The organism is Parasphingopyxis sp. (assembly GCF_028279465.1).
Taxonomy (GTDB): Bacteria; Pseudomonadota; Alphaproteobacteria; order Sphingomonadales; family Sphingomonadaceae; genus Parasphingopyxis.
The window spans coordinates 69,564-94,603 of record NZ_JANQNS010000005.1 but is presented as its reverse complement, the minus strand read 5'-3'; the positions used below and the strand labels follow the sequence as shown (position 1 = coordinate 94,603).

The window sequence follows — 25,040 nt, the reverse complement described above, 5'->3', positions numbered from 1 at the left end:
ATGCAGCTGGCCGTCTGGACCTATGAAGGGCCGCCCCATGTGGGCGCGATGCGGGTCGCGACGGGCATGGAAAACGTGCATTACGTGCTCCACGCGCCGCAGGGCGACACCTATGCGGACCTGCTCTTCACGATGATCGAGCGCCGCGACCAGCGGCCGCCCGTCACCTACACGACCTTCCAGGCGCGCGATCTCGGTTCGGATACGGCGACTTTGTTCCAGGCCGCCGCGCGTGACGCCTATGCCCGGTTCGAACCGCAGGCGATGCTCGTTGGCGCTTCCTGCACGGCCGAACTGATCCAGGACGATCCGGCCGGACTCGCCGAGGCGATGGGCCTGCCGATCCCGGTCGTGCCGCTCGAACTGCCGAGCTATCAGCGCAAAGAAAATTGGGGCGCGTCGGAAACCTTCTACCAGCTCGTCCGCCAGCTCGCCGATCAAAGCGTGACGCCGTCCGCGAAAGAGGGCCGCCGTCCCGCCGCCAATCTGCTCGGCCCGACCGCGCTCGGTTTCCGGCATCGCGACGATGTGCTCGAAATCGAACGGCTGCTCGAAAAGCTTGGCATCGACGTCAATATCGTCGCCCCGATGGGTGCGACGCCCGCCGATATCGCGCAGATCGGCGCGGCGGATTTCAACATTCTTCTCTATCCGGAAATCGGCGACGAGGCCGCGCGCTGGCTCGAACGGACATTCAAGCAGCCGGTCGTCCGCACCGTACCCATCGGCGTCGGCGCGACGCGCGATTTTATCGCCGAAGTCGCCGAAATCGCCGATGTCGATCCCGCGCCTGCCATGGCCGAAGACGGGTCGCGCATGCCCTGGTGGAGCCGCTCGATTGATTCCACCTATCTCACGGGCAAACGCGTCTTCATCTTCGGCGATGCGACCCATGCCGTGGCCGCCGCGCGCGTCGCGCATGAGGAACTCGGTTTCAAGGTCTGCGGGCTCGGCTGCTATAATCGCGAATTCGCACGCGAGGTTCGCGCCGCCGCGAAACTCTACGATGTCGAGCCGCTGATCACCGACGATCACCTCGCGGTCGAGGAAGCGATTGCCGAAGCGCAGCCCGAACTGGTGCTCGGTACGCAGATGGAGCGTCATATCGCGAAGCGGCTCGGCGTGCCCTGCGCGGTGATTTCGGCGCCCGTCCATGTCCAGGATTTCCCGGCGCGCCACAGCCCGCAAATGGGCTTCGAAGGCGCGAATGTGCTCTTCGATAGCTGGGTTCATCCGCTGGTGATGGGGCTGGAAGAGCATCTGCTGACAATGTTCCGCGACGATTTCGAATTTTCGGACGAAGCGGGTGCATCGCATCTTGGCCCCGGCCATGCCGCGCCGCCTGCCGCGTCGAACGACGAAGCGCCGGCGGCGACCGGCGAAGCGGCGGCCATCGCCTGGGCCGAAGATGCCGAACGCGAACTGAAGAAAATACCCTTCTTCGTGCGTGGCAAGGCCCGGCGGAACACGGAGCTCTTCGCGAGCGAGCAGGGCCGCGCAACGATCGATCTCGAAACCCTCTATGACGCGAAGGCGCATTATGCGCGGTAGCGCGCCCTCCGCCCCGCGCGATCCCGCGGTCCGCGTCGTCATCGTGACGCTCGACAATCATCTGTCGGCTGCCGCCGAGCGCGCCGAAGCGCGGCTCGCCGATCAGGGCGTGACCATCGATTTCCACGCCGCCGCCGATTGGGACCGCGATCCGGAGACGTTTGAGCGCGCCAAGGCCGATATTGCGAAGGGCGACATCATCATAGCGACGATGCTGTTCCTCGAAGACCATGTCCGCGCAATCCGTCCGGCGCTCGAAGCGCGGCGCGAGGATTGCGACGCGATGCTCGGCCTGATGTCGACGGGCGAGATCGTGAAACTCACCCGGCTCGGCGACTATCGCATGGATGCGCCCGCCAAAGGCCCGCTTGCGCTGCTTAAGAAATTGCGCGGCTCGAAAAAGCCCGGCGCGAGTTCGGGGCAGAAGCAGATGCGCATGCTGCGCCGCCTGCCGAAAATCCTGCGCTTTATTCCCGGCACCGCCCAGGACGTGCGCGCCTATTTCCTGACGCTGCAATATTGGCTCGCGGGCTCCGACGACAATGTCGTGCAGATGGTCCGCGCGCTGATCGACCGCTATGCGAGCGGCGCGCGCGAAGAGTTGCGCGGCGCGATGAAGGCCGAAGCGCCGCTCGAATATCCGGAAGTCGGCGTCTATCACCCGCGCGCGCGGCAACGGCTATCGGAAAGCGAACGCATCCTGCCCAAGAAAGGCGGGAAGAACGGCACGGTCGGCCTGCTGATGCTGCGCTCCTATCTGCTGGGCCGCGATACTGGCCATTATGACGGCGTGATCGAGGCGATGGAGGCCAAGGGGCTGCGCGTCATTCCCGCCTTTGCCAGCGGCTTGGACGCGCGGCCTGCGATCGAGAAATTCTTCGTGAAGGACGGCAAGCCTGTCATCGACGCCATGGTCAATCTGACCGGTTTCTCGCTGGTTGGCGGGCCCGCGTATAACGATGCCGATGCCGCGGTCGAAACGCTGACTGGGCTCGATGTGCCTTATATCGCGGCCCATCCCATCGAATTTCAGACGCTCGAACAATGGGGCAACCGCAAACAGGGTCTGCTGCCGCTCGAATCGACGATGATGATTGCTATTCCGGAACTCGACGGCGCGATCTGCCCGAGCGTGTTCGGCGGCCGCTCGGACGGTGTCGGCGAGGCCTGCGACGGCTGCGACCGGCATTGTCATTTCGAATCCAAGGGCGCGATCCGCGCGATGCAGGGTTGCCCCGACCGCGCCGAGGCGCTGGTCGAGCGGACCGCGCGGATGATCGCGCTGCACCGGTCCAAGCGTGCGGCGCGCAAGCTTGCCGTCGTGCTCTTCAATTTCCCGCCCAATGCCGGGGCGACGGGCACCGCCGCGCATCTCGCCGTGTTCGAATCGCTGCATGCGACGCTGCAGAGGCTGTCGGACGAAGGCTATGATGTGGACGTGCCGGAAAGCGTCGATGCGCTGCGCGAGTCGATCCTCAAGGGCAATGCCGAACGCTATGGCGCGGACGCCAATGTCGCCGCGCGGATCGCCGCCGACGATCATGTCCGGGCCGAACCCTATCTCAAGCAGATTGAGGCGCAATGGGGCCCCGCGCCCGGCAAGCAGCAGAGCGACGGATCGACCATTCATGTGCTCGGCGCCGAGTTCGGCAATGTCTTTGTCGGCGTGCAGCCGGCCTTCGGTTATGAGGGCGATCCGATGCGGTTGCTGTTCGAGGGCGATTTCGCCCCGACCCACGCCTTCGCCGCCTTCTATCGCTGGATCCGGCAGGATTTCGCGGCCGATGCCGTGCTCCATTTCGGCACCCATGGCGCGCTCGAATTCATGCCGGGCAAACAGGCGGGGATGTCGGGCAAGTGCTGGCCGGACCGGCTGCTCGGCGATCTACCCAACTATTATCTCTACGCGGCCAACAACCCGTCCGAAGGCATTATCGCCAAGCGGCGCTCGGGCGCGACTTTGGTCAGCTATCTGACGCCGGCGCTCGCCGAAGCCGGTCTCTACAAGGGCTTTGCCGATCTGAAGGCGCTGGTCGAACGCTATCGCTCCGCCGACACCGATGAGGGCGAGCGTGACGCCCTGGCGGTGATGATCGAAGAACAGTGCGATGCGCTGGACATCGAGGGCGGCGATATCGAAACGCTGGCCGGGCGGCTCTACGAGCTGGAACGCGCGCTGATCCCGCACGGCATGCACGTATTCGGCAGCCATCCCGAAGGCGAGGAGCTCGAGCAGTTCGTCGATGCGATGATGGACGCGCATCCCGAATCCGACCGCGCCGAAATCGAAGCGAAGCTGGCGGCGAATGACGAACTCGGCGCGCTGGTCCATGCGCTCGACGGCACCTTCGTTCCTCCGGCGCCGGGCGGCGATATCCTCCATAATCCCGAAGTGCTGCCCACGGGTCGCAATATCCACGGCTTCGATCCGTTCCGCATCCCGAGCCGCTTCGCCTGCGAGTTGGGCGCGGCACAGGCCGAGCAGTTGATCACGCGTCATGTCGAAGGCGGGGCCGAGTTTCCCGAAAGCATCGCCATGGTGCTCTGGGGCACGGACAACCTCAAAAGCGAAGGCGCGCAGATCGCGCAGGCGCTAACGCTCATCGGCGCACGGCCGCGCTTCGATAGCTATGGCCGGCTTTGCGGCGCGGAGCTGATCCCGCTCGAAGAATTGGGCCGCCCGCGGATTGATGTCGTCATCACGCTGTCGGGCATCTTCCGCGATCTGTTGCCGCTGCAGACGCGCATGATCGCCGAGGCCGCATGGCTCGCCAGCAGCGCCGACGAGCCGGTCGAGCAGAATTTCATCCGCAGGCACAGCCTCGCGCATCAGGAAGCCCATGGCTGCGATCTCGAAACCGCGAGCCTGCGCGTCTTCTCCAATGCGGAAGGGGCCTATGGCGCGAACGTCAACATGATGATCGACGGCGGCGCCTGGACGGATCCCGACGAACTCGCCGAGTCCTTCGAAACCCACAAGGGCTTCGCCTATGGCCGCAATGGCGGTCCGGTGCAGCATCGCGCTTTGCTTGAAAGCGCGCTCAAGGGCGTCGAATTCACGTACCAGAATCTTGAGAGCGTCGAAGTCGGCGTGACCGATCTCGATCAATATGTGGACGGGCTTGGCGGTGTCAGCCGCTCGGTCGCCCGCGCCAAAGGCAAAGCCGCGCCCGTCTATATCGTCGACGGCACGCAGGGCAAAACCAAGGTCCGCACGCTCGGCGAGCAGATCGATCTCGAAACGCGCACCCGGACGCTCAACCCCAAATGGTATGAAGGCATGCTCAAGCACGGCTTTGAGGGCGTGCGCGAGATTGAGGGCCATGTGACGAACACGATGGGCTGGTCGGCGACGACCGGGGCGGTCGATCCCTGGGTCTATCAGCAGATCAGCGAAACCTTCGTGCTTGACGAGGAAATGCGCGCGCGGCTGTCGCAGCTCAACGCGAAGAGCTCGGCCCGGGTGGCGAACCGGCTGCTCGAAGCGTGCGAGCGCGAACTGTGGGAACCCGATGCGGAAACGCTCGCGGCGCTCAAGGCGGCGAGCGACGATTTGGAGGACCGGCTGGAAGGCCTGGTCGCAGCGGAATGATGGGAGAGCAACAATGACCCTTCTCGATGCAGGCACCGCGCCGCCGGACGGCGAAGGCTCGGTCCAGGTCCAGCTCGATCCGAAGGACGAGATCAAGGGCGCGAAGGTCTTCGCGGTCTATGGCAAGGGCGGGATCGGCAAATCGACGACCTCGTCGAACCTCTCGGCGGCCTTTTCCAAGCTTGGCCACCGGGTGCTGCAGATCGGCTGCGATCCGAAACATGACAGCACTTTCACGCTGACGAAAAAGATGATGCCGACGGTGATCGATGTGCTCGAAACGGTCGAGTTTCACTCTGAGGAGCTGCGCGCCGAAGACTATATGTTCGAAGGCTACAATGGCGTGATGTGCGTCGAGGCGGGCGGGCCGCCCGCCGGCACGGGCTGCGGCGGCTATGTCGTCGGGCAGACGGTGAAACTGCTCAAACAACATCATCTGCTCGAAGACACCGATGTCGTGATCTTTGATGTGCTCGGCGATGTCGTGTGCGGCGGTTTCGCCGCGCCGCTCCAGCATGCCGAGCGCGCGCTGGTCGTCGCCGCCAATGATTTCGACAGCATCTTCGCGATGAACCGGATCATGGCCGCGATCGGGGCGAAATCGAAAAACTATAATGTGCGCCTGGCCGGCGTCGTCGCCAATCGTTCCAAAGATACCGACGAGATCGATCGCTTTGCCGATGCGACGGGCCTGAAGCGGCTCGCCCATTTCCGGGATCTCGATGCGATCCGCCGCTCGCGGCTCAAAAAATGCACATTGTTCGAGATGGACGAGACGCCCGAGGTCAAACAGGCGCAGGACGAATATCTGCGGCTCGCCACCATGCTCTATGCCGGCGTCGATCCGCTCAAAGCGACGCCGATGAAAGACCGCGACATTTTCGATTTTCTGGGGTTCGAATGATGGCGAGCGCCGCACCGATCACTCAGCCTGACCGCCTCCGCGAAAGCGGCAGCGCGCGCTATGCGAAGTATCGCGGGCAGCTCACCACTTATTTCGACAGCACCGCGCGCAAGGCCTGGGTCGATCTCACATCCGACGCGCCGGTGAGTGGTATTCGCGCGACGGTCCGCGCGGGCCGTGACCGGATGCGCGCAACCTTGCTCTCCTGGCTGCCCGCCGATCTGAGCGGCCGCCGGCTGCTCGATGCCGGATGCGGCACGGGATCGCTGGCGGTCGAAGCCGCCGAACGCGGTGCCGAAGTTGTGGCGATCGACGTTTCGCAGGGGCTGGTCGATGTGGCACGCGAGCGGGCACCCGATGGTTTGGCGATTGACTGGCGCGTTGGCGATCTGCTCGATCCCGCGCTTGGCCGCTTCGACCATGTGATCGCAATGGACTCGCTGATCCATTATCCGACGGCTGATATCGTCGATGTGGTCGGCGCGCTCGGCGAACGGTCCGGGACGGTCGGTTTCACCTTCGCGCCGAGTTCGCCTTTGCTTCAGACGATGTATATGGCCGGCAAGCTGTTTCCGCGCGGCAATCGCTCCCCGGCTATCAAGCCCGTGTCCGAAAACCGCCTGCGCCGCGCTTTGGGCGAGCGCCTGCCGGAACACGACATCGCCCATGGCGAGCGCGTCGCCAGCGGCTTCTATACCTCGCACGCGCTGATGGTGGAGGCCGGATGACGCGGCCCGCCGCCTCGAAGCCTTTCTGGGCCACGGTGGGAATGAAGTTCCTGCCCTTCGCCGATGCGGCGACGAAAGAGCTGCCGCTGGGTCGCTTGCTGCGCCTGGCGTTGTTTCAGGTCAGTGTCGGCATGGCGGTCGTGCTGTTGAATGGCACGCTCAACCGCGTCCTCGTCGTCGAACTCGGCGTACCGGTCTGGATCATCGCGCTGCTGATCGCGCTGCCGCTGGTCGTTGCGCCGTTCCGCGCGCTTATCGGCCATAAATCGGATACACACCGCTCGCTGCTCGGCTGGCGGCGTGTGCCCTATATCTGGCTCGGTACCATGCTGCAGTTTGGCGGGCTCGCGATCATGCCCTTCGCATTGCTGTTAATGTCGCGGCCCGAGGATTTCGCGATCGGCGTATCGGCGAGCGCGCTGGCCTTCCTGCTGACCGGCGCCGGCATGCATGTCACGCAGACGGCGGGCCTTGCGCTCGCCACCGATCTTGCGCCGGAAAAGAGCCGCCCGCGTGTCGTCGCGCTGCTCTATGTAATGCTGCTCGCCGGCATGATGCTGAGCGCGCTGGTGATAGGGTCTCTACTCGTCGACTTTTCGGCAATGCGGCTCGTCGAGGTGATCCAGGGTGCGGCCGTGCTGACCATGTTGCTGAACATCGCGGCGCTATGGAAGCAAGAGGCACGTAATAAGGCGGCGACGGCACCAGATCGCCATCGTCCTGCATTCTCGGATGTCTGGCGCGCTTTTATAAGCGAAGGGCGCACTGCGCGGTTGCTGATCGCCATTGGCTGCGGCGCGGCGGCGTTTAGCATGCAGGATGCGTTGCTTGAGCCCTATGGCGGCGAAATTCTCGGCCTGTCCGTCGGCGCGACGACCGGACTGACCGGAATCTGGGCGCTTGGCACATTGGCGGGTTTCACACTGGCCGGACGGATGCTGAGCCGCGACGCCGATCCGCTGCGCATTGCGGGTCTGGGGGGTGTCGCCGGGATCGCGGCCTTTATGATCGTGCTGTTCGCCGGTCCATTAGGATCGCCCGGGCTGCTTTACACCGGCGCAGCTGCGATCGGGTTCGGTGTGGGACTATTCTCCGTCGGCACGCTGATCGCCGCGATGGCGCTGGCGCGCGAGGAGACAGCGGGGCTCGCGCTTGGCGCCTGGGGTGCCGTGCAAGCGACGGCGGCCGGCCTCGGCATCGCCCTGGGCGGCATTATCCGCGACATATTTACGAGCCTGGCGCTGGCCGATGCGCTGGGCTCGACACTCGCAGTACAGACGACCGGTTACGGCATCGTCTACTGCATCGAGATCGGCCTGTTACTGTGCATGCTTATTGTTCTCGGTCCGCTGGCCGGTGGCCGCCAGGGTGTAACGCCCGGCGCCCCGAAACAGTTCGGACTGAGTGAATTTCCAACCTGAGCGAGGAAAGACCGATGACTGATGGCAACCTGGTAGGAACGATCGATGTGGCGGAACTTATGTTCTACGCCTTTGTGCTCTTTTTCATCGCATTGGTCTTCTATTTGCGACGGGAGGATCGCCGGGAAGGATATCCTCTCGAGGACGAACTGACCGGGCGGGTCGAATCGACCGGCGGACCGCTGCATACGGCGGAACCCAAGACTTTCCGCCTTCCGCACGACAAGGGTAGCGTCGTCGCACCGCTGCCGCGGACCGAGGGCCGCGAGCCCGTCGATATACCTGCCGAACGCACCTTCCGGGCGGGTGGTGCACCGGTGGTTCCGACAGGCGATCCGCTGGCAGATGGCATCGGCCCGGCAGCCTGGGCGGAGCGCTCCCGCTGGCCGGATCTGGATGCCGAGGGTCATCCCCGGATTATCCCGATGGGCACGGACTCCGGCATTACGGTCGCGAAACAAGATGCCGATCCGCGTGGCATGATCGTCAAGGGTGCGGACGGCGAAGTCGCCGGCACGGTCAGCGATATCTGGGTAGACCGGGCCGAGCATATCATCCGCTATCTCGAAGTCGCGACGACGGCCGGGCCCAAGGTGCTCGCGCCGATGCCGATGAGCATCGTTAAAGGCAGGAAGGGCGAAGTGCACATCGATGCGCTGAATGCCGACCAATTCGCCGGCGCACCACAGCTCGAAACGCCCGGGCAGATCACGCGCTACGAGGAAGAGCGGGTCTCCGCCTATTTCGGCGGCGGCTATCTCTATGCGACGCCTGAGCGTCAGGAGGCGGTCATATGAGCGAGTACGATCATGAACCCATAAGGGGCCTGCCCGGCCACCTGCCCGAAGGGGAGCAGATCCTCTGGCAAGGCACACCGGAGTGGCGGACACTGGCCCGCACGGCGCTGCACACGCGGCTGATCGGTGTCTATTTCGTGCTGCTTGTCGCACTTGCCTTTGCCAGCGGCAGTATTGGCGGCGCGATTGCGACCGGCATCGCTGGTATGCTCGGTATCGGCCTGCTCATGCTGTTTGCCTGGGGCGTCGAGCGAACGACCGTCTACACGCTCACCAACCGGCGCATAGTGCTGCGCATCGGCGTCGCGCTCAACAAATGCGTGAACTTGCCGCTCAAGCAGATCGGCGCGGCTGATCTCAATCTGCGCGGCAACGGCTTTGGCGATATCGCACTGACGCTGACCGGAACGCATCGGATCGGTTATGCGATGCTCTGGCCGCATGCCCGGCCGTGGAAGTTCTCGCGCGTACAACCAATGTTGCGGGCCATTCCAGATGCTGAAACGGTCGCCGCGAAACTCGCCCGCGCCACGGCATCTGTCGTCGATATCGACCGCATCGCACCGGCAGAAACGGCGCCAGCGAAATCGCCGGGCATGACGGAGGCAGTTGCGTGAGCCACGCCCACGAAGATCCAACTGTCCCCAAGGGCGCGCTCGTTATGGCGGCGGCGCTGATCGCGCTTGCGCTCGCACTGACGGCGGCGACGCGGCTCGGTTGGATCCCGCATGCGGCATCGCCGGTTGCCGAGCGCACAGCCGCCGATGTTGCGCCGGTTGCTGAACGCACGCTGCACTTTAGCGATACCGTGGACGGTTCGGTACGTGTGGTGGATGCCGAAACCGGGCAGGAGATCGCCATCTATGGCGAAGAGGGCAGCGGCTTCATTCGCGGCGTCATGCGCGGCCTGGCCCGCGAGCGCCGGATGAACGGCATAGGCCAGCAACAGCCTTTCGCACTGACGTTGTGGGAAGACGGATCGTTGTCGTTGCGCGACAGTGCGACTGGCCGGGTGGTCGAACTCGGCGCGTTCGGCGCCGACAATCGCGCCGTATTTGTGCAGTTCTTAGAGAATGGAGACGGGTGATGGGCCTGTTGCGCAATGAGTCTTTCGATACCGGATGCCGGATCGAAGTCGAGCAGAGTGAAGAACATTTCCATGCCCATGTCGAACTCGACGGGAATGTGCCGATCGGGCCGGGTGACAGGGTGTGCGTGCATGGCGCACCGATCAGCATCCCGTTCGGCGGCAGTGCGGTCTACGAACGTACGGCGACCGTCGAACGCGCCGGGCCGCTCGTGCGCGCCTGGATTAAATTGGCCAGCTATTTCGATCTGGCCGAACTTTACGAAGTCAGTTTTACGCCGAGGAGGTTGCGATGAACGCCCATACGAAAGTCGAAGCGGCGCCCGATGTCATGGAGATTGCGCAGCAGGACACGGTCCTCAGCCCGCGCTTCTACACCACCGATTTCGATGCGCTCGACAAGATCGACGTATCGCCCGTGCGCGAGGAATGGGACGAGCTGATCGCCGAGATGGTCAGCGATCCCAACAAGCGCCACTTCCGCCGGACCGAAGAGTTTGACGGCATCATCGAGGGGCTTGAGCCGGAGCTGAAGGCCGAGTTTATCGATTTCCTCGTCAGCTCGCTGACATCGGAATTTTCCGGCTGCATCCTTTATGCCGAGATTGCGCGCCGGACGAAGAACCCGGACGTCAAACAGCTTTTCAAGCTGCTCGCGCGCGATGAGAGCCGCCATGCCGGTTTCATCAACGATACGCTGAAGGATGCCGGGATCGGCGTCGATCTCAGCTTCCTGACCAAGTCGAAAAAATACACCTATTTCAAACCGAAATTCATCTTCTACGCCGTCTATCTGTCGGAGAAGATCGGTTATGCGCGCTATATCACGATCTTCCGCCAGCTCGCCAAACATCCCGAGCTGCGCTTCCACCCGATTTTCAACTGGTTCGAACAATGGTGCAATGACGAGTTTCGCCACGGCGAAGCCTTCGCCATGCTGCTCCGCGCCGATCCGAAACTGTTGAAGGGCGCGAACAAGCTCTGGATCAAATTCTTCCTGCTTTCGGTCTATGCGACCATGTATGTGCGCGATCATGGCCGGCCGGCCTTCCACAAGGCGCTCGGCGTCGATCCGACCGAATATGATTATGCCGTATTCGACAAATGCACGGCGATCAGCCGCCAGGTCTTCCCGGTCGAGCTGAACACCGACGATCCGCGCTTCCGCAAGGGCATGGACCGGCTGCTGCGCGCGTCGCGCGGCATGGATGCGGCCAAGGAGCAGGGCGGAATCATGGGCTCGATCAAGCGGTTCGGCCATATCGCCGTCGCTGGCGCGACGCTCGCCCGGCTCTATTTCCTGCCGTCGAAGCGCAACGAGCTGCCCGCCAACATCAGACTGCAGCCGGCGTTTTGAGCCTCTATGGTCACATAATACCGCTGATCGCGGTCGTGCTGATCTGGTTCATCAGCACCGGGCTGGTCGCCTGGCTCGACAACCGGCCGCGCGCCACTTTCGCGCGCAGCCTGCGCTTCGCGGCGATTGGCGGCATTGCCGGGCTGGTCGCGATCGTGATCAGCGCGCAATTCGCGACCGTTGCGGCGGCCTATGTGGCGCTTGTCGGCGCGCTTGCTGTCTGGGCCTGGCACGAGATGAGTTTCCTGATGGGCGCCGTCGCGGGGCCACGCCGCGGGCCATGCCCGGACGGGGTGGCCGGCTGGAAGCGGTTCGTCCATGCGACGAACGTGCTGATTTATCACGAGATCGCGCTGGCCGTGACCGGCGCGCTGATCGTCGCGGCGAGCTGGGGCATGCCCAATCAGACGGGCGCGATGGTCTTCCTGCTGCTCTTCGTCATGCGCCTCAGTACGAAGCTCAACATCTTCGCCGGTGTGCCGAATATGAGCACGGAGATGCTGCCGCCACATCTCGATTATATGAAAACCTATTTCGGCCCGCGCCGGTTCGGCTTCTGGCTCGCGATGGCGATTGTGGCCGCCGCGGCGCTCGCCGTCTGGCTCGGCATGCGGGCCTTCGCCGCACCGGCCGACAGTTTCGCGGCCGTCAGCGCCAGCCTCGTCTTCGGGTTCGCGATACTCGGCACATTGGAACATCTGTTTTTGGCGCTGCCCTTCCGGGACGGCGCTCTATGGGGCTGGGCACTGCCCGGCCGGAACAAGGGATTGAATGCGTAAAGGGGAGCCTGGAATGGACTATGAACAATATTTCAAGGATGAGCTGGATGGCGTGCGCGACGAGGGCCGCTATCGCATCTTTACCGAGATCGAACGCCATGCCGGAGCATTCCCGCACGCGACCCGCTATGTCGACGATACCACGACCGATGTAACCGTCTGGTGCTCGAACGACTATCTCGGCATGGGCCAGCATCGCACGGTCATCGAAGCGATGCATGAAACACTGGACCAGTGCGGCGCCGGGGCAGGGGGCACGCGCAACATTTCGGGCACCAACCATCATCACGTTTTGTTGGAAAACGAACTGGCGGACCTGCATCACAAGGAATCCGCTTTGCTCTTCACCTCGGGCTATGTCTCGAACTGGGCGGCGCTCGGTACGCTCGCGGCCAAACTCCCCGGCTGCGTCGTACTCTCCGATGCCGGCAATCACGCTTCGATGATCGAGGGCATCCGGCACAGCAAGGCCGAAAAACATATCTGGGAGCATAATTCGCCCGAGGACCTCGACCGGAAGCTCTCGGCCATCGACCCGGTCCGGCCCAAACTCGTCGCCTTCGAAAGCGTCTATTCGATGGACGGGGATATCGCGCCGATCGCCGAAATCCTCGATGTGTGCGAAGCGCATGGCGCGATGAGCTATATCGACGAAGTGCATGCGGTCGGCCTGTATGGCCCGCGCGGCGGCGGCATCGCCGAGCGCGAAGGGCTGATGGACCGGATCACGGTGATCGAGGGGACGCTCGGCAAGGCGTTTGGCGTGATGGGCGGCTATATCGCGGCCTCGACCGCGTTATGCGATTTCGTCCGCAGTTTCGCGAGCGGCTTCATCTTCACCACCGCTCTCCCGCCGGCGCTGGCCGCCGGTGCCTGTGCGAGCATCAAGCATCTCAAACAGAGCAATGCCGAACGCGAGCGGCATCAGGAGCGGGTCGCCAAGGTGCGGCACAAGCTCAACTGTCTCGGCATCCCGCATCTCGACAATCCGAGCCATATCATCCCGGTGATGGTCGGCGATCCGCACAAATGTAAACGGATCAGCGACTGGCTGATGGATAATCACGGGATCTATGTGCAGCCGATCAACTATCCAACCGTGCCCAAGGGCACCGAGCGGCTGCGCATCACGCCGTCGCCCGTGCATAGCGATGCGGATATCGACAAGCTGATCGACGCGCTGACCGAAATCTGGTCCGAATGCGAATTGGCGCGGGGCGCAATCGCGGCCTGAGGCCTGCACACCCAACGAAAAAGGGCGGCCCGCGGACCGCCCTTTTCTTGCGCGAAACGCGTTCGGCTATTCGGAATAGGTTTCCAGATAGGCGATAAGGTCCGCCCGGTCCTGCGCTTCGGGCAGTCCGGCAAAGGCCATCCGCGTGTTCGGGATGATGCGGGCCGGATTTTCCAGATATTGGAACAGTTTTTCCGGCGTCCAGACGATGCCACTATTGGCGTTGGCATCGGTATAGTTGAAGCCTTCGACCTGACCCGCCTCACGTCCGACGATATTGTGTAGCGAGGGGCCGGTGCGGTTCACGCCCGGATCCATGACATGACAGGTCCGGCACTGCGCGAATACGGCCTCACCCGCCGTCGCATCGCCGGTGAAATCGGCATAGACCGTGCCGTCGATCGTGTCGGTGGAATCAGCCGACGGCGCTTCGGCCGTCTCGGCGTCGTCCGCTGGCGCTTCGGCTTCGGCGTCTCCGCCATCGGCGGCTGGCGGTCCGTCGCTGCCACCGCCACAGGCGGCGGTCGTCATGAGTCCCAATGCGGCTGCGGCGCCGAGAAATTTATGCATTTTCCTCATATTGCTTCCTTTTCTCCGAAGACGTGCTGAGACGCTGTATAAAATATTTCGGACAAGCTCAACGCCCCAAGATTATTCGCTTCGCGCGCCGTCGCCGGTTTCGGATTTTTCTCCGGCCTTTTCATCGGTCTTGAGAATTTTCACCCTTTGATGCCGGACGAAGAAATAGATCGCGGCCATGACCGGGAAGACCAGCAAGGCGATGATGACATCGGCCCCGAATCCCGCGCCGAGGCCATCGCCGCCCTTCACCAGATAGGCGATCAGCCCGACCGCATAATAAGTGGCCGCGATCACCGACAGGCCCTCGATCAGCGATTGCAGGCGGAGCTGGATGCCGAGGCTGCTTTCCATCGAAGAGAGCAGATCACGGTTTTGCGCCTTGATCCGCGTGTCGATGCGTGTGTTCAAGAGGGCGATGACCCCGTCCGTGCGCTCCGACAGGTCGTTCAGTCGCGATTCGAAGGATTCGCATGTCCGCATGGCGGGCAGCAGGCGGCGCTCGGTAAAATCGGTCAGGCTCGGAAATCCCGTGATCGGGCGGATATCGAGCTTTTCCAGCCGGTTGGCGGCGATCTCCGCATAGGCGCGGGTCGCGCCGAGCCGGTATCCGGTCTCGACGCGGATCAGCGCGAGCTCCGAGGAAAGCTCGGTCAGCTGATCGAGCAGCGCCTCGTCGTCGCTCTTCGGATCGCGTTCGAGCATCTGGGCATAGTCCGCCAATTGCCGTTCGAGGCGGCTCAGGCGCGGCGCATAGTCCTGCACAAGCGGAAAGCCGAGCAACGCCATGTTGCGATAATTGCCGAGCTCCTGAACCCGCTGAACGATCCGGCCAAGATCGCGGGACGGCGCATCGTTCGCTGCGATCAATGTCCTGCCATAGCCCTGATGGATGCCGAAATCGGACCAGAGCCGGACGCCGCAGCTCAAATGGCAGGATACGAGATCGGCCTGATTGAACTCCATTTCGTCGAGCCGGTTCTCGGCATCGGATTCGGATGCTTCGACCGTCAGCCGCGTTGCGCGGACGACGGCGCCCGGCCAATTCTCCATCCAGTCGAAAAGTTTCTGCCGGCCTTTGCGGGCATCGGGCGGGAGAATCGCGGTGATCGTCGATGCTTCGGTATGCTGCTCCCAGACGAAGGTCGCGCCGGTTTGCGTTGCGGAGGTGATATGCTTCGCTTCGGCGTCGATATCGAAGTCCATCCCGTCCGGCGCCGATTGCAGCATGCGATTTTCCTGTTCGCGCTGCGCATCCTCGATGACCCAGACCATCTGGACGATTTCGCACGGTATCGGCACTTCCACGAAGCGCCGCATATGCATTTCGCGCACAAGGCCGCGGCGCAGGGGATGTTCGGTGAATACCATCAGCGGACCTTAAGGTCAGGATTCGCCAAATGCACGGGCGTTATCATCGCATCGATTGCGCAAAGGCGGCGGCAGCGCCGTAGAGGCCGGGTTCGGGGTGGGTCAGCCGCTTCACGGGCACGGACTCCATGATTTCCCGATAGCGCCCCTTCGCGGTGAAGCGTTCCGCAAAGCCGGAGACAGGGAGGATATCGGCGAGGCGCGCGGCCAGATTGCCGGCGATGACAACCGGGCCGGGTCCGAAGGTCAGGGCTAGATCGCCGGCGGCTGCGCCGAAGCATTGGCAGAAGTGCTGGAGCGCGGCCGAGGCAAGCGCATCACCGCCTTGCAATGCTGCAGCCCATAATTCCCGATCGTCTCGATCCCATGCGGAATCGCCCGTATCTTCCGCCAACACGTCATAGATGGTGCGCAGCCCGGGGCCCGAGACGACGCGCTCCACCGATACGCGGCCGTGAACTTCGCGCAGCCGGGCGAGCAGCCGATCCTCGAACGCGTCAAGCGGCGCGAAATCGCCATGGCTACCTTCCGAGGTGATGACATGCGAATGCTCGTTCGTTCGCAGCAGAGCCGCCACGCCGAGCCCTGTGCCCGGGCCGATCACGGTGATCGCGCCACTCTCGGGCAATGGCCCGGCGGGGCCGCAAATATCGGCGAAATGGCGTGCATCCAGCGCGTCGGCGGCATGCGCGATCGCTGCAAAATCGTTGAGCAGGATATGGTGGTCGAGACCAAGGGATTGCGCGATCGTATCGCGTTCGAAGCGCCAATCGCTGTTGGTCAGCGCGATCGTCTCGCCGCGGATCGGGGCGGCGATGGCGATGGCGGCCGCGCGCGGTGCGGGGTCAGGCAGGGTGGCCGCAAAGGCCTGCCAAGCGTCCGCCAAACCGGCATGCTCGCCCGTGCGTAGCGTGACGGGCTCGCCCATATCGGTGACCGCGCCATCGCGCACCGTTGCGAGCGCGAAGCGGGCATGGGTGCCGCCGATATCCGCCGTTACGATATCCATCGATCGCCGCTCATCTTCTCATCACGCTCCATGCACCGCCAATCCTAAGCCGCCACGCGCCGCCAGCGCGCCAATGTCGCGCGCTGCCCGAAAACGATCCGGTTGACGGTGAGCGCGGCCAGCACCGATGTGACCAGCACGACCACCATAAAGTCGATATAGTGCATCGTGATAATCCCGGCGGGCTCGAACGCGAAGGTATAGGCCGCGTAGAGCAGGACGCCCCAGATCACCCCGGCAATCGCCGCGCGCGCATCGACGCCCTTGAACAATAGCCCGGCGACGAAGGCGGAAAGGATCGGCATCGACAAGAGGCCATTGAGCTGCTGCAGCAGATTGATGATGCTTTCGGCATTCTGGTAGATCGGCACGAGTGAAATCGCGACGATGGTCAGCAGCACGGAAACCATCGCGCCGAGCTTCCAGTGGTTCGGGACTTCGCCGATAAACTGTTCGTGGAAATCGACCGAATAGAGCGCGACCGTGCTGTTGAGCACCGCGCTGAAGGTCGTGATGACGGCGGCGGCAACCATGGCGGCGAAGGCGCCGGCGAGCCAGCCGGGCAGGATTTCCGCGACGAGCCGGCCATAGGCCGCGTCCCCCACATCGCCGAAGAGTTTGAACGCCACGATGCCGGGCAGCACGACGATGGGCGGGACGATGAGGATGCGGATCGCGGCGGCGGCCAGCACCCCCTTGCGCGCCTCGCGCACGGTCGGCGCGGCCATGGCACGCTGCGTGATATTCTGATTGGTCGACCAGTAGAAGATCTGGATGAACAGCATGCCGGTGAAGAGGGTATGAAAGGGGATCGGGGAATCCGGCCCGCCGATCATCGTCAACCGTTCTGCCGGTACGCCGGTGACGATATCGAAATCCACGGCTGCCAGCGCGAGGAAGACGATCAGCAACGCGAGGCCCAGCACGCCGATGCCCGAATAGGTGTCCATCACTGCGACCGCACGCAGGCCGCCGAAGATCGTGTATGCCGCCGCGATCACGGCGAGGATGGCGGAAAAGGCGATGATCGGCAGCCCGCCGCCGAACAGCGACTGCATGAACAGCCCGCCGCTATAGAGCGCGGCCGGCAGGTAGATCAGGACATTGCCGAACAGGAACAGTGCGGAGATCAGCGTGCGGATGCTGCGCCCGCCATAGCGGCGTTCGAGCAGTTCGGTGACGGTCGTGCATTGATGGCGATAGTAAAGCGGCACGAAAACGAAGGCGAGGATTAGAAGCCCGAAAAAGCCGGCAATCTCCCACCAGGCGAGGAGCGCCATCTGGTTGCCGTTCATGCCGACAAGCTGGTCGGTCGAGAGGTTGGTCAGCGTGATCGAACCGGCGACGAAGACCCAGCTCAGGCCCCCGCCGGCGAGATAAACGTCCTTCTTCGACCCGTCATGCCGCTTCGCCTGGCGAACCTTCCACCAGGTCGCCAGGCCGACCAGCGCGGTCAGCGCGATACAGACGATGATCTGCACCGCATCGATGGACCCAGCGGTTTCGCCGAACATGCAATCCCCTCTCGGCTCCGTGCGTAACGCGTCGCGCCGAACCTGCCAATGCGCCGGCCGCCCTTTCTCCGTTGACGGACGCGCTGCGGCTTCGCATGCCCGTTGCGTGACACGGGACGAGCGATATTGCCGGCTGGACGGGGAGGGCGTGTGCGCCGTGTTCGCCTGTGCGGCGCGCGTGCCGGAGCTTGTCTATCTGGGTACGCCTTTGGCCGCGGATGAGGACTTGGCGGCCATCGCGCTGGCATCGGCGCGGGGTCGGCATGAGTCGCAGGCAGACGATCCTCCGACACCCTCTCTGTTGCCGCTCGATGGGCGCGGGTTTCTGGGGACGCCGGCGCTGGAGCTGCTGGCGGATGGCGCGGCCATGGCTATCGATCCGGTGCTTCGAGACACGCGCGCCGAGCCGGATGCCATCACCTTCGCGCTGGCAGACGAGCGGGCCGGTATCGCGATCAACCTCCGCTGGCGGGCCGTTTCGCCCGGTGTTCTCGTCATCGAAACATCGCTGCGGAACATGGGCGATGCGCCGGTCACGATTGCGCGGCTGGCGTCGCTCGCGCTGCCCCTGCCGGACTGGGCGACGTACATCACGCGTTATGCCGGGCGCTGGTCGGCGGAGATGCGCAGCGAGACCGGCGTCATCGGGCGTGGCGCATGGCTCAACGAATCGCGCGGCGGACGGACTGGCTTTGGCGGCGGCAACTGGCTGCTGGCCCATGAGGCGGAGACGGGTGTTACGCGCGGCCAGATCATCGGCCTGCATCTCGGCTGGTCCGGCGATCATTACAGCATCGTCGAGGGCGATGCGGATGCGCAGCGCCGCATTCAGATGGGCTGCCGCCTCGATATCGGCGAGATTGTCCTCGAGCCAGGCACGCGGTTCGACGCGCCGCCCGTGCATCTCGGCGTCAGTGGTGAAGGCCGCAATGGCCTGCGCAACGCGATGACGGATCATGTCCGCCGCCATGTGCTGCCGGATCGCGCCGATTGGCCCGCGCGCCGCGTCCATCTCAACAGCTGGGAAGCGCTCAGTTTCGATATGGACGAGGCGAAGCTCAAGCGGCTGGCCGATGACGCCGCTGCCATCGGGATCGAGCGGTTTGTGGTCGATGATGGCTGGTTCGGCGGGCGGCGTGACGACCGGACGAGCCTGGGCGACTGGACGATATCGCCGGACCTGTTCCCCGCCGGCCTCGATCCGCTGATCGCTCATGTCGAGGCGCTCGGCATGGATTTCGGGCTCTGGGTCGAACCGGAAATGGTGAGCCCCGACAGCGATCTCTATCGCGTGCATCCCGACTGGTGCATCCACGCGCCCGGCGCCGAGCGGCCGACGCAGCGCGGACAACTGGTGCTGGACCTGACGCGGTCTGAAGTTTCAGATCATATCTTCGCGGCCCTCGATGCGCTGCTCTCGAACCACCGGATCGCCTATCTCAAATGGGATCATAATCGCGATCTCTTCCCGCGTGCGATGAAGGGCCATGCGCAGGTGCTGGCCGTCTATGCGTTGATCGACCGGCTGCGCGCCGCCCATCCGGCGGTCGAGATCGAAAGCTGCGCGAGCGGCGGTGGGCGCATCGACTATGCGATGCTGTCCGGCTGTCATCGTGTCTGGGCCAGCGACAATAATGACGCGATCGAGCGGTTGCGGATCAATGCCGGCTGGGGGCAGTTCCTGCCGCTCGAAGTGATCGGCAATCATGTCGGACCGAGCCCCAATCCGGTCACCGGGCGGCGGCTCTCGATGGATTTTCGCGCCAAGGTCGCGATGTTCGGGCATATGGGGGTCGAAGCCGATCCCGCGGCGATGAGCGCGGACGAGCGCGAGACACTTGCCGCGCATATCGCGCTCTACAAGGAGTGGCGCGATGTGTTGCACTCCGGGTCGTGCCATTGGTTCGATCTCGGCGGTGACAGCCTGTTCGGTCAGATCGCCATCGCGGCAGATGGCGGCAGGGCGCTGGCCATCGCCGCGCGCACCGATTTCGCGGACGATTTCAACGCGCCCCGCATCCGGTTGCCGGGCCTCGACGCAGACGCGCGCTACGCCGTGCGTCTGATCGAGCCTTGGCCGGACAAAGCGCGCCGCTATCTGCCGAATGGCACGCGGTGGCGAAACGGCATCGCGTTCGGCGGCGCCTATCTGGCGAACGACGGATTGGCCCTGCCGTTGACCCATCCGGAAACCGCTTGGCTGATCGGGATCGAAAGACTATGAGCGCACAAGAGCATATGCATCTGGGCACCTGCTACTATCCCGAGCATTGGCCCGAAGAGATATGGACCGAAGATGCGCGGCGCATGGCTGAGCTCGGGCTCGACCGGGTCCGGATCAGCGAATTCGCCTGGAGCCGGATCGAGCCCGAGCCCGGCCGCTATGATTGGGACTGGCTCGACCGCGCGATCAATACACTGGCGGAGCAGGGGCTCGGCATCATTCTCGGCACGCCGACCGCGACGCCGCCCAAATGGTTGATCGATCGGATGCCCGACATGCTGGCCGTCGACCGGCATGGCCGGCCGCGAAAGTTCGGATCGCGCCGGCATTATTGTTTTTCGCATCCCGGCTATCGGGCGGAATGTGCGCGCATCGTGACGGCGCTGGCCGAACGCTATGGCCAGAATCCGGCCATCGCGGCGTGGCAGACGGATAACGAGTTCGGCTGCCACAACACGACGCTCAGCTATTCGGAGAGCGCGGCGGCGGCCTTCCGCCTCTGGCTTGCCGAGAAATATGGCGATGTCGATGCGCTGAACCGCGCCTGGGGCAATGTCTTCTGGAGCATGGAATATCCGGATTTCGACGCCGTCGATCTGCCCAATCTGACGGTCACCGAGCCCAATCCGGCGCATATGCTCGATTTCCGCCGCTTCTCGTCGGATCAGGTCATGAGTTTCAACCGGTTGCAGACCGATATCCTGCGTACCCATTCGCCGGGCCGCGATATCGTTCACAATTTTATGGGCTTCACCACCGATTTCGATCATCACGCGGTCGGCGGCGATCTCGATGTGGCGAGCTGGGACAGCTATCCGCTCGGCTTTCTCGAACAGTTTCCGAACTTCTCCGCGGCCGAGAAGCACCGTTATGCGCGGCAAGGCCATCCCGACATGGCGGCCTTTCATCACGATCTCTATCGCGGCTGCGCGAATGGCCGCTGGTCGGTAATGGAGCAGCAGCCGGGGCCGGTGAACTGGGCGCGGTTCAATCCCGCCCCGCTGCCCGGCATGGTCCGGCTCTGGACGCTCGAGGCGCTGGCGCATGGCGCGGAGCTTGTCTCCTATTTCCGCTGGCGGCAGGCGCCGTTCGCGCAGGAGCAGATGCATAGCGGCCTGCTGCGGCCGGACAGCAGCGAGGATGTCGCGTTCGGCGAAGCGGCGGCGGTGGCGGCAGAAAGACGCGCATTGCCCGGCCCCGAGGCGGCGCGGCGCGCGCCGGTCGCGCTGATCTTCTCCTATGAAGCGCAATGGCTGCTCGGCACCCAGCCGCAGGGCCAGAGCTTTCGCTATCTTGAGCTGGCTTTCGCCTTCTATTCGGCGCTGCGGCGGCTGGGGCTCGATATCGATATCGTCGCGCCCGATGCTGATCTGTCCGGCTATCGCATGGCCGTCGCGCCCAGCCTGCCGATCGTCCGGCCAAAGTTACTCGCGGCACTCACGGCATTCGATGGCCCGCTGCTGATCGGTCCGCGCAGCGGCAGCAAGACCGAGGATTTCCAGATACCGGACACGCTGCCGCCCGGCCCACTGCAGGCGCTGCTCCCGCTCAAGGTCGTGCGCGTCGAAAGCCTGCGCGACGGGCTAACGGTCGAAGGCGAAGAGTTTTCGGTGCCGCGCTGGATCGAACATGTTGAGACGGAGATCGCGCCGGAACATTCGGCCGGCGAACGTGGCGTCGTCTTCCGGCAGGGTGGGGTGCGCTATCTGGCCGGGTGGCCGGATACGCTGTTGCTCGATCGCCTGTTGCGCCGGATGGCCGATGAGGCCGGTATCGAGACGCTGGACGTGCCGCCCGATATCCGCATGCGCCGGCATGGCGATTGCGTATTCGCCTTCAACTATGGTCCGGAAGATATTGATATCGCAGATATACTGCCGGACTCAGCGGTAGACCGGATGGTGATCGGGGAATCGACGATAGCGGCAGCCGGCGTGGCAGTCTGGCGTGATGCGGGCTAGCGCGCGATTGACTGGATTTCGCCTTCGATGATGCTGACACCCGCGGACGGAATACCCCGCATAATCGTCGCGATCTCGCCGCTCGGCGTGCGATAATCCTTTTCGACGACGCTCCGGACATGATCGACACGGTCTTCGGGCAGCAACGCCACGATGCAGCCGCCAAAGCCGCCGCCCGTCATCCGCGCGCCGCCCTCGCCATCGGCCGCGTCCGCGATCAGCGCAGCGAGCGCGTCGATCGCCGGCACGGTGATTTCGAAATCGTCGCGCATCGAGGCATGCGACGCGGCCATCAGATCGCCGAGTTCGCGAAGATCGCCGCGCTGCAGCGCATCGACGAACGCGTGTACGCGTGCATTTTCGGTCACCACATGGCGCGCCCGGCGATATGTCGCTTCCTCGAGCCCGTTGCGTCCGGCCTCAAGGCTTCGCGTATCGAGGTCTCGTAGCGCCGCGACGCCATAATGGGCGGCGGCATCCTCGCATTGCCGGCCGCGGTCGTTATACGCGCTGTCCACCAGTCCGCGCTCGACACCCGAATGGACAATTAGCACGGCCACGCCGTCGGGAATCGGGACGGCGCGCGCTGCGAGCGTTCGGCAATCGATGAGCAGAGCGGCGCCCACTTCGGCCCGCGCGGATACGAGCTGGTCCATGATGCCGCAGGCGCAGCCGACGAAATTATTCTCCGATGCATGGGCGATCCGCGCCATCGCGGTTGGATCGGCGGGCGCGTCTGCGAGCGCGCCGAGCGCCGCAGCTGTCGCGACGCCCAGCGATGCCGAGGAGGAGAGGCCGGCCCCTTGCGGCACATTTCCGCCGATGACGAGCCTGGCGCCCGGTGGCAGCGATCCTGTTCGCGCCAGTTCGGCCGCGACGCCGCGAATATGGTTTTGCCATGCCCCGGGGGCGAGCGGCGCAATGTCTGCCGCCGGATCGAACCGATCGCGCGCGCCATCGCAGTCGAGCGCGAGCGTTTCGATGCTCGCGTCATCGCATGGTCCGGCCGCCACGACCGTCTCGAATTGCAGCGCGCAGGGCAGGACGAAGCCGTCATTATAGTCGGTATGCTCGCCAATCAGATTGACCCGGCCCGGTGCGCGGATCAGCGATGTCGGCTCCGCGCTATAGGTGTCGCGAAACGCTCGCAGAATCCGCGCCGGTAACGAGGTCCGCGTCATCCTCCGTCCGCCTCGCGATAATGCACGCCATCCACATCGCGCAGCATCTGCGCAGCGCGCTCGGGCGTCAGGTCGCGCTGCGCTTCGGCCATCATCTCATAGCCGACCATGAACTTGCGCACGCTCGCGGAGCGCAACAGCGGCGGATAGAAATGCGCGTGAAGCCGCCAATGGCTGTCCTCCGCGGCCGTGAACGGCGCGCCGTGCCAGCCCATCGAATAGGGAAAGCTGCAGCGGAACAGATTGTCGTAGCGCGTCGTCAACTCTTTCATCGCCCGTGCGAGATCGTCGCGCGCATCGTCCGCCAGATCGGGCATGCGGCGGATATCGGTCTTCGGCAGCAGCAGCGTCTCGAACGGCCAGGACGCCCAATAGGGGACGATTGCGATCCAGCCTTCGGTCTCGACCACGATACGTTCGCCGATCTCACTTTCGCGCGCCGCAACATCGGCGAGCAGCGCGCGGCCATGATCGGCCAGATAGGCGCGCTGATGCGTATCCTCAATCGCCGGTTCGTCGGGAATATGGCCGCTCGCCCAGATTTGCCCGTGCGGATGGGGATTGGAACAGCCCATCATCGCGCCCTTATTCTCGAAAATCTGCACCCAGCGATAGCGCGCGCCCAGCGCCGCGCTCTCCGCGCACCAGCTGTCGATAATGCCGCGTATTGCCGCGCGCGACAGTTCCGCGAAGGTCTTGGAATGATCGGGCGAATAGCAAATGACCCGGCAGGTCCCTTCCACCGGCTCGGCCGCGAACAGCGGGTCGGTCGTTTCGATCTCGCCCGGCTCTTCGAGCAGCGCCGAGAAATCATTGTCGAAAATATAGGTGCCGTTATAGGCCGGATTCACCGCGCCATTGGCCCGCTCGTTGCCCGGGCACAGATAGCAGTCAGGATCATAAGAAGGCCCGGGGGGATCGGGATCATCCTGCTGCCCGTCCCAGGGGCGCGACAGGCGGTGCGGGGAAACCAGCACCGTGCGGCCGGTCAGCGGATTTCTGCGGCGGTGCGGTCGCTCCGGATGCGGCGTCATGGCGCGGCGATTTCGGCCTCGACCATCGTTTCGATCCGTTCGACGACGACATCGATCCCCTCGGCCGTCGGATGGATGCCATCGGGCAGCATAAGCTCGGGGCGCTGGATCACGCCGTCCAGGAAGAAGGGATAGAGCGGCACGTCATATTGCGCGGCAAGATCGGTGTAGATCGGGTTGAACTGGTCGGCATAGTCGGCGCCGAGATTGGGCGCGGCGAGCATGCCGGTCAGCATGGCGTCAATGCCGCGGCTTTCGAGCTCGTCGAGGATCGCCTGCAGGTTCGCGCGCGTTTGTTCGGGGCTGATCCCGCGCAGCATATCGTTGCCACCGAGGCCAACGATCACAAGGTCCGGCGTCGCGTCGAGCCCGTCCAGCGTGAAGGAGAGGCGCTGCAGCCCTGCCGCCGTCGTATCGCCGGACACGCCGGCATTGACGACGCGCACCGATTGGCCCCCATCGCTCAGCGCGCGTTGCAGCTCGGGTGCGAAGCCTTCATCCTGATCAAGGCCATAGCCCGCATAGAGGCTATCGCCGAATACGACGATCATATGATCATAGTCTGCCGCGTCTGCAGTTGCGGTTTCGCCGTCGCTTCCTACATTTCGATCAACCGCCGTCTCATTACTGCCACCGTCATCCGCGCATCCCGCGATCGGTTGGACCGCAAGCAGCAATGCGCCATAGAAGCATAGTTTCACGTTCAAGGATCGCCCT

The 25,040-nt window shown here is 64.0% G+C and carries 21 protein-coding genes; 14 read left to right on the top strand and 7 right to left on the bottom strand.

The window, feature by feature from the left end; genetic code table 11:
- Genes bchB through hemA form a run of 12 tightly spaced genes read left to right on the top strand, consistent with a single transcriptional unit; the run spans position 1 to position 13,450 of the window.
- Positions 1-1,551, top strand: coding sequence for a ferredoxin:protochlorophyllide reductase (ATP-dependent) subunit B (gene bchB, locus Q0974_RS02935; protein ID WP_299322442.1), 1,551 nt, complete (start codon positions 1-3; stop codon positions 1,549-1,551).
- A complete protein-coding gene (locus Q0974_RS02930) occupies positions 1,541-5,143 on the top strand; it encodes a magnesium chelatase subunit H (RefSeq protein WP_299322440.1) in 3,603 nt (1,200 codons plus the stop codon). Before bchB ends, Q0974_RS02930 begins: the two co-directional genes overlap by 11 nt.
- A 13-nt stretch (positions 5,144-5,156) precedes the next feature.
- On the top strand, positions 5,157-6,047 hold the full coding sequence (gene bchL, locus Q0974_RS02925) for a ferredoxin:protochlorophyllide reductase (ATP-dependent) iron-sulfur ATP-binding protein (protein ID WP_299322437.1): 891 nt from the start codon (positions 5,157-5,159) through the stop codon (positions 6,045-6,047).
- On the top strand, positions 6,044-6,775 hold the full coding sequence (gene bchM, locus Q0974_RS02920; RefSeq protein WP_299322436.1) for a magnesium protoporphyrin IX methyltransferase: 732 nt from the start codon (positions 6,044-6,046) through the stop codon (positions 6,773-6,775). The genes bchL and bchM overlap by 4 nt, the downstream gene beginning before the upstream one ends.
- Entirely contained in the window at positions 6,772-8,196 is a 1,425-nt protein-coding gene (locus tag Q0974_RS02915) for a BCD family MFS transporter (RefSeq protein WP_299322434.1), read from the top strand. The genes bchM and Q0974_RS02915 overlap by 4 nt, the downstream gene beginning before the upstream one ends.
- A gap of 14 nt (positions 8,197-8,210) precedes the next feature.
- A complete protein-coding gene (puhA, locus tag Q0974_RS02910; RefSeq protein ID WP_299322432.1) occupies positions 8,211-8,993 on the top strand; it encodes a photosynthetic reaction center subunit H in 783 nt (260 codons plus the stop codon).
- On the top strand, positions 8,990-9,610 hold the full coding sequence (gene puhB, locus Q0974_RS02905; RefSeq protein WP_299322430.1) for a photosynthetic complex putative assembly protein PuhB: 621 nt from the start codon (positions 8,990-8,992) through the stop codon (positions 9,608-9,610). Before puhA ends, puhB begins: the two co-directional genes overlap by 4 nt.
- Positions 9,607-10,080, top strand: a complete 474-nt coding sequence (puhC, locus tag Q0974_RS02900) for a photosynthetic complex assembly protein PuhC (RefSeq protein ID WP_299322429.1) — start codon at positions 9,607-9,609, stop codon at positions 10,078-10,080. Before puhB ends, puhC begins: the two co-directional genes overlap by 4 nt.
- Positions 10,080-10,376, top strand: a complete 297-nt coding sequence (locus tag Q0974_RS02895; RefSeq protein WP_299322427.1) for a hypothetical protein — start codon at positions 10,080-10,082, stop codon at positions 10,374-10,376. The genes puhC and Q0974_RS02895 overlap by 1 nt, the downstream gene beginning before the upstream one ends.
- Complete coding sequence (gene acsF / locus Q0974_RS02890; protein WP_299322426.1) at positions 10,373-11,437, top strand: magnesium-protoporphyrin IX monomethyl ester (oxidative) cyclase; 1,065 nt, start codon at positions 10,373-10,375, stop codon at positions 11,435-11,437. The genes Q0974_RS02895 and acsF overlap by 4 nt, the downstream gene beginning before the upstream one ends.
- Positions 11,434-12,216 (top strand): putative photosynthetic complex assembly protein PuhE, encoded by a 783-nt coding sequence (gene puhE, locus Q0974_RS02885; protein ID WP_299322424.1) that lies wholly within the window; start codon positions 11,434-11,436, stop codon positions 12,214-12,216. Before acsF ends, puhE begins: the two co-directional genes overlap by 4 nt.
- Before the next feature lie 13 nt (positions 12,217-12,229).
- Complete coding sequence (hemA, locus tag Q0974_RS02880; protein ID WP_299322421.1) at positions 12,230-13,450, top strand: 5-aminolevulinate synthase; 1,221 nt, start codon at positions 12,230-12,232, stop codon at positions 13,448-13,450.
- Between the two features lie 66 nt (positions 13,451-13,516).
- Here hemA and Q0974_RS02875 read toward each other — a convergent pair whose 3' ends face one another.
- From Q0974_RS02875 to Q0974_RS02860, 4 genes are all read right to left on the bottom strand, one after another.
- Positions 13,517-14,020: a cytochrome c family protein gene (locus Q0974_RS02875; RefSeq protein ID WP_299322419.1), complete on the bottom strand. Its 504-nt coding sequence runs from the start codon at positions 14,018-14,020 to the stop codon at positions 13,517-13,519.
- 81 nt (positions 14,021-14,101) lie between these two features.
- A complete protein-coding gene (locus tag Q0974_RS02870; RefSeq protein ID WP_299322416.1) occupies positions 14,102-15,400 on the bottom strand; it encodes a DUF3422 domain-containing protein in 1,299 nt (432 codons plus the stop codon).
- A 43-nt stretch (positions 15,401-15,443) separates the two neighbouring features.
- Positions 15,444-16,409: a glucokinase gene (glk, locus tag Q0974_RS02865; protein WP_299322414.1), complete on the bottom strand. Its 966-nt coding sequence runs from the start codon at positions 16,407-16,409 to the stop codon at positions 15,444-15,446.
- 44 nt (positions 16,410-16,453) lie between these two features.
- A complete protein-coding gene (locus Q0974_RS02860) occupies positions 16,454-17,923 on the bottom strand; it encodes a sodium/solute symporter (RefSeq protein ID WP_299322411.1) in 1,470 nt (489 codons plus the stop codon).
- 106 nt (positions 17,924-18,029) lie between these two features.
- Between Q0974_RS02860 and Q0974_RS02855 the strand changes: the two genes are divergently transcribed.
- Both Q0974_RS02855 and Q0974_RS02850 read left to right on the top strand, forming a co-directional pair.
- Complete coding sequence (locus Q0974_RS02855) at positions 18,030-20,147, top strand: alpha-galactosidase (protein WP_299322409.1); 2,118 nt, start codon at positions 18,030-18,032, stop codon at positions 20,145-20,147.
- Positions 20,144-22,108, top strand: a complete 1,965-nt coding sequence (locus Q0974_RS02850) for a beta-galactosidase (RefSeq protein ID WP_299322406.1) — start codon at positions 20,144-20,146, stop codon at positions 22,106-22,108. The genes Q0974_RS02855 and Q0974_RS02850 overlap by 4 nt, the downstream gene beginning before the upstream one ends.
- Here the strand turns inward: Q0974_RS02850 and galK are convergent.
- Genes galK through Q0974_RS02835 form a run of 3 tightly spaced genes read right to left on the bottom strand, consistent with a single transcriptional unit; the run spans position 22,105 to position 25,030 of the window.
- Positions 22,105-23,289: a galactokinase gene (galK, locus tag Q0974_RS02845; protein ID WP_299322404.1), complete on the bottom strand. Its 1,185-nt coding sequence runs from the start codon at positions 23,287-23,289 to the stop codon at positions 22,105-22,107. The genes Q0974_RS02850 and galK overlap by 4 nt on opposite strands.
- On the bottom strand, positions 23,286-24,323 hold the full coding sequence (locus tag Q0974_RS02840; RefSeq protein WP_299322401.1) for a UDP-glucose--hexose-1-phosphate uridylyltransferase: 1,038 nt from the start codon (positions 24,321-24,323) through the stop codon (positions 23,286-23,288). Before Q0974_RS02840 ends, galK begins: the two co-directional genes overlap by 4 nt.
- Entirely contained in the window at positions 24,320-25,030 is a 711-nt protein-coding gene (locus Q0974_RS02835; protein ID WP_299322399.1) for an arylesterase, read from the bottom strand. The genes Q0974_RS02840 and Q0974_RS02835 overlap by 4 nt, the downstream gene beginning before the upstream one ends.
- Positions 25,031-25,040: the final 10 nt, after the last annotated feature.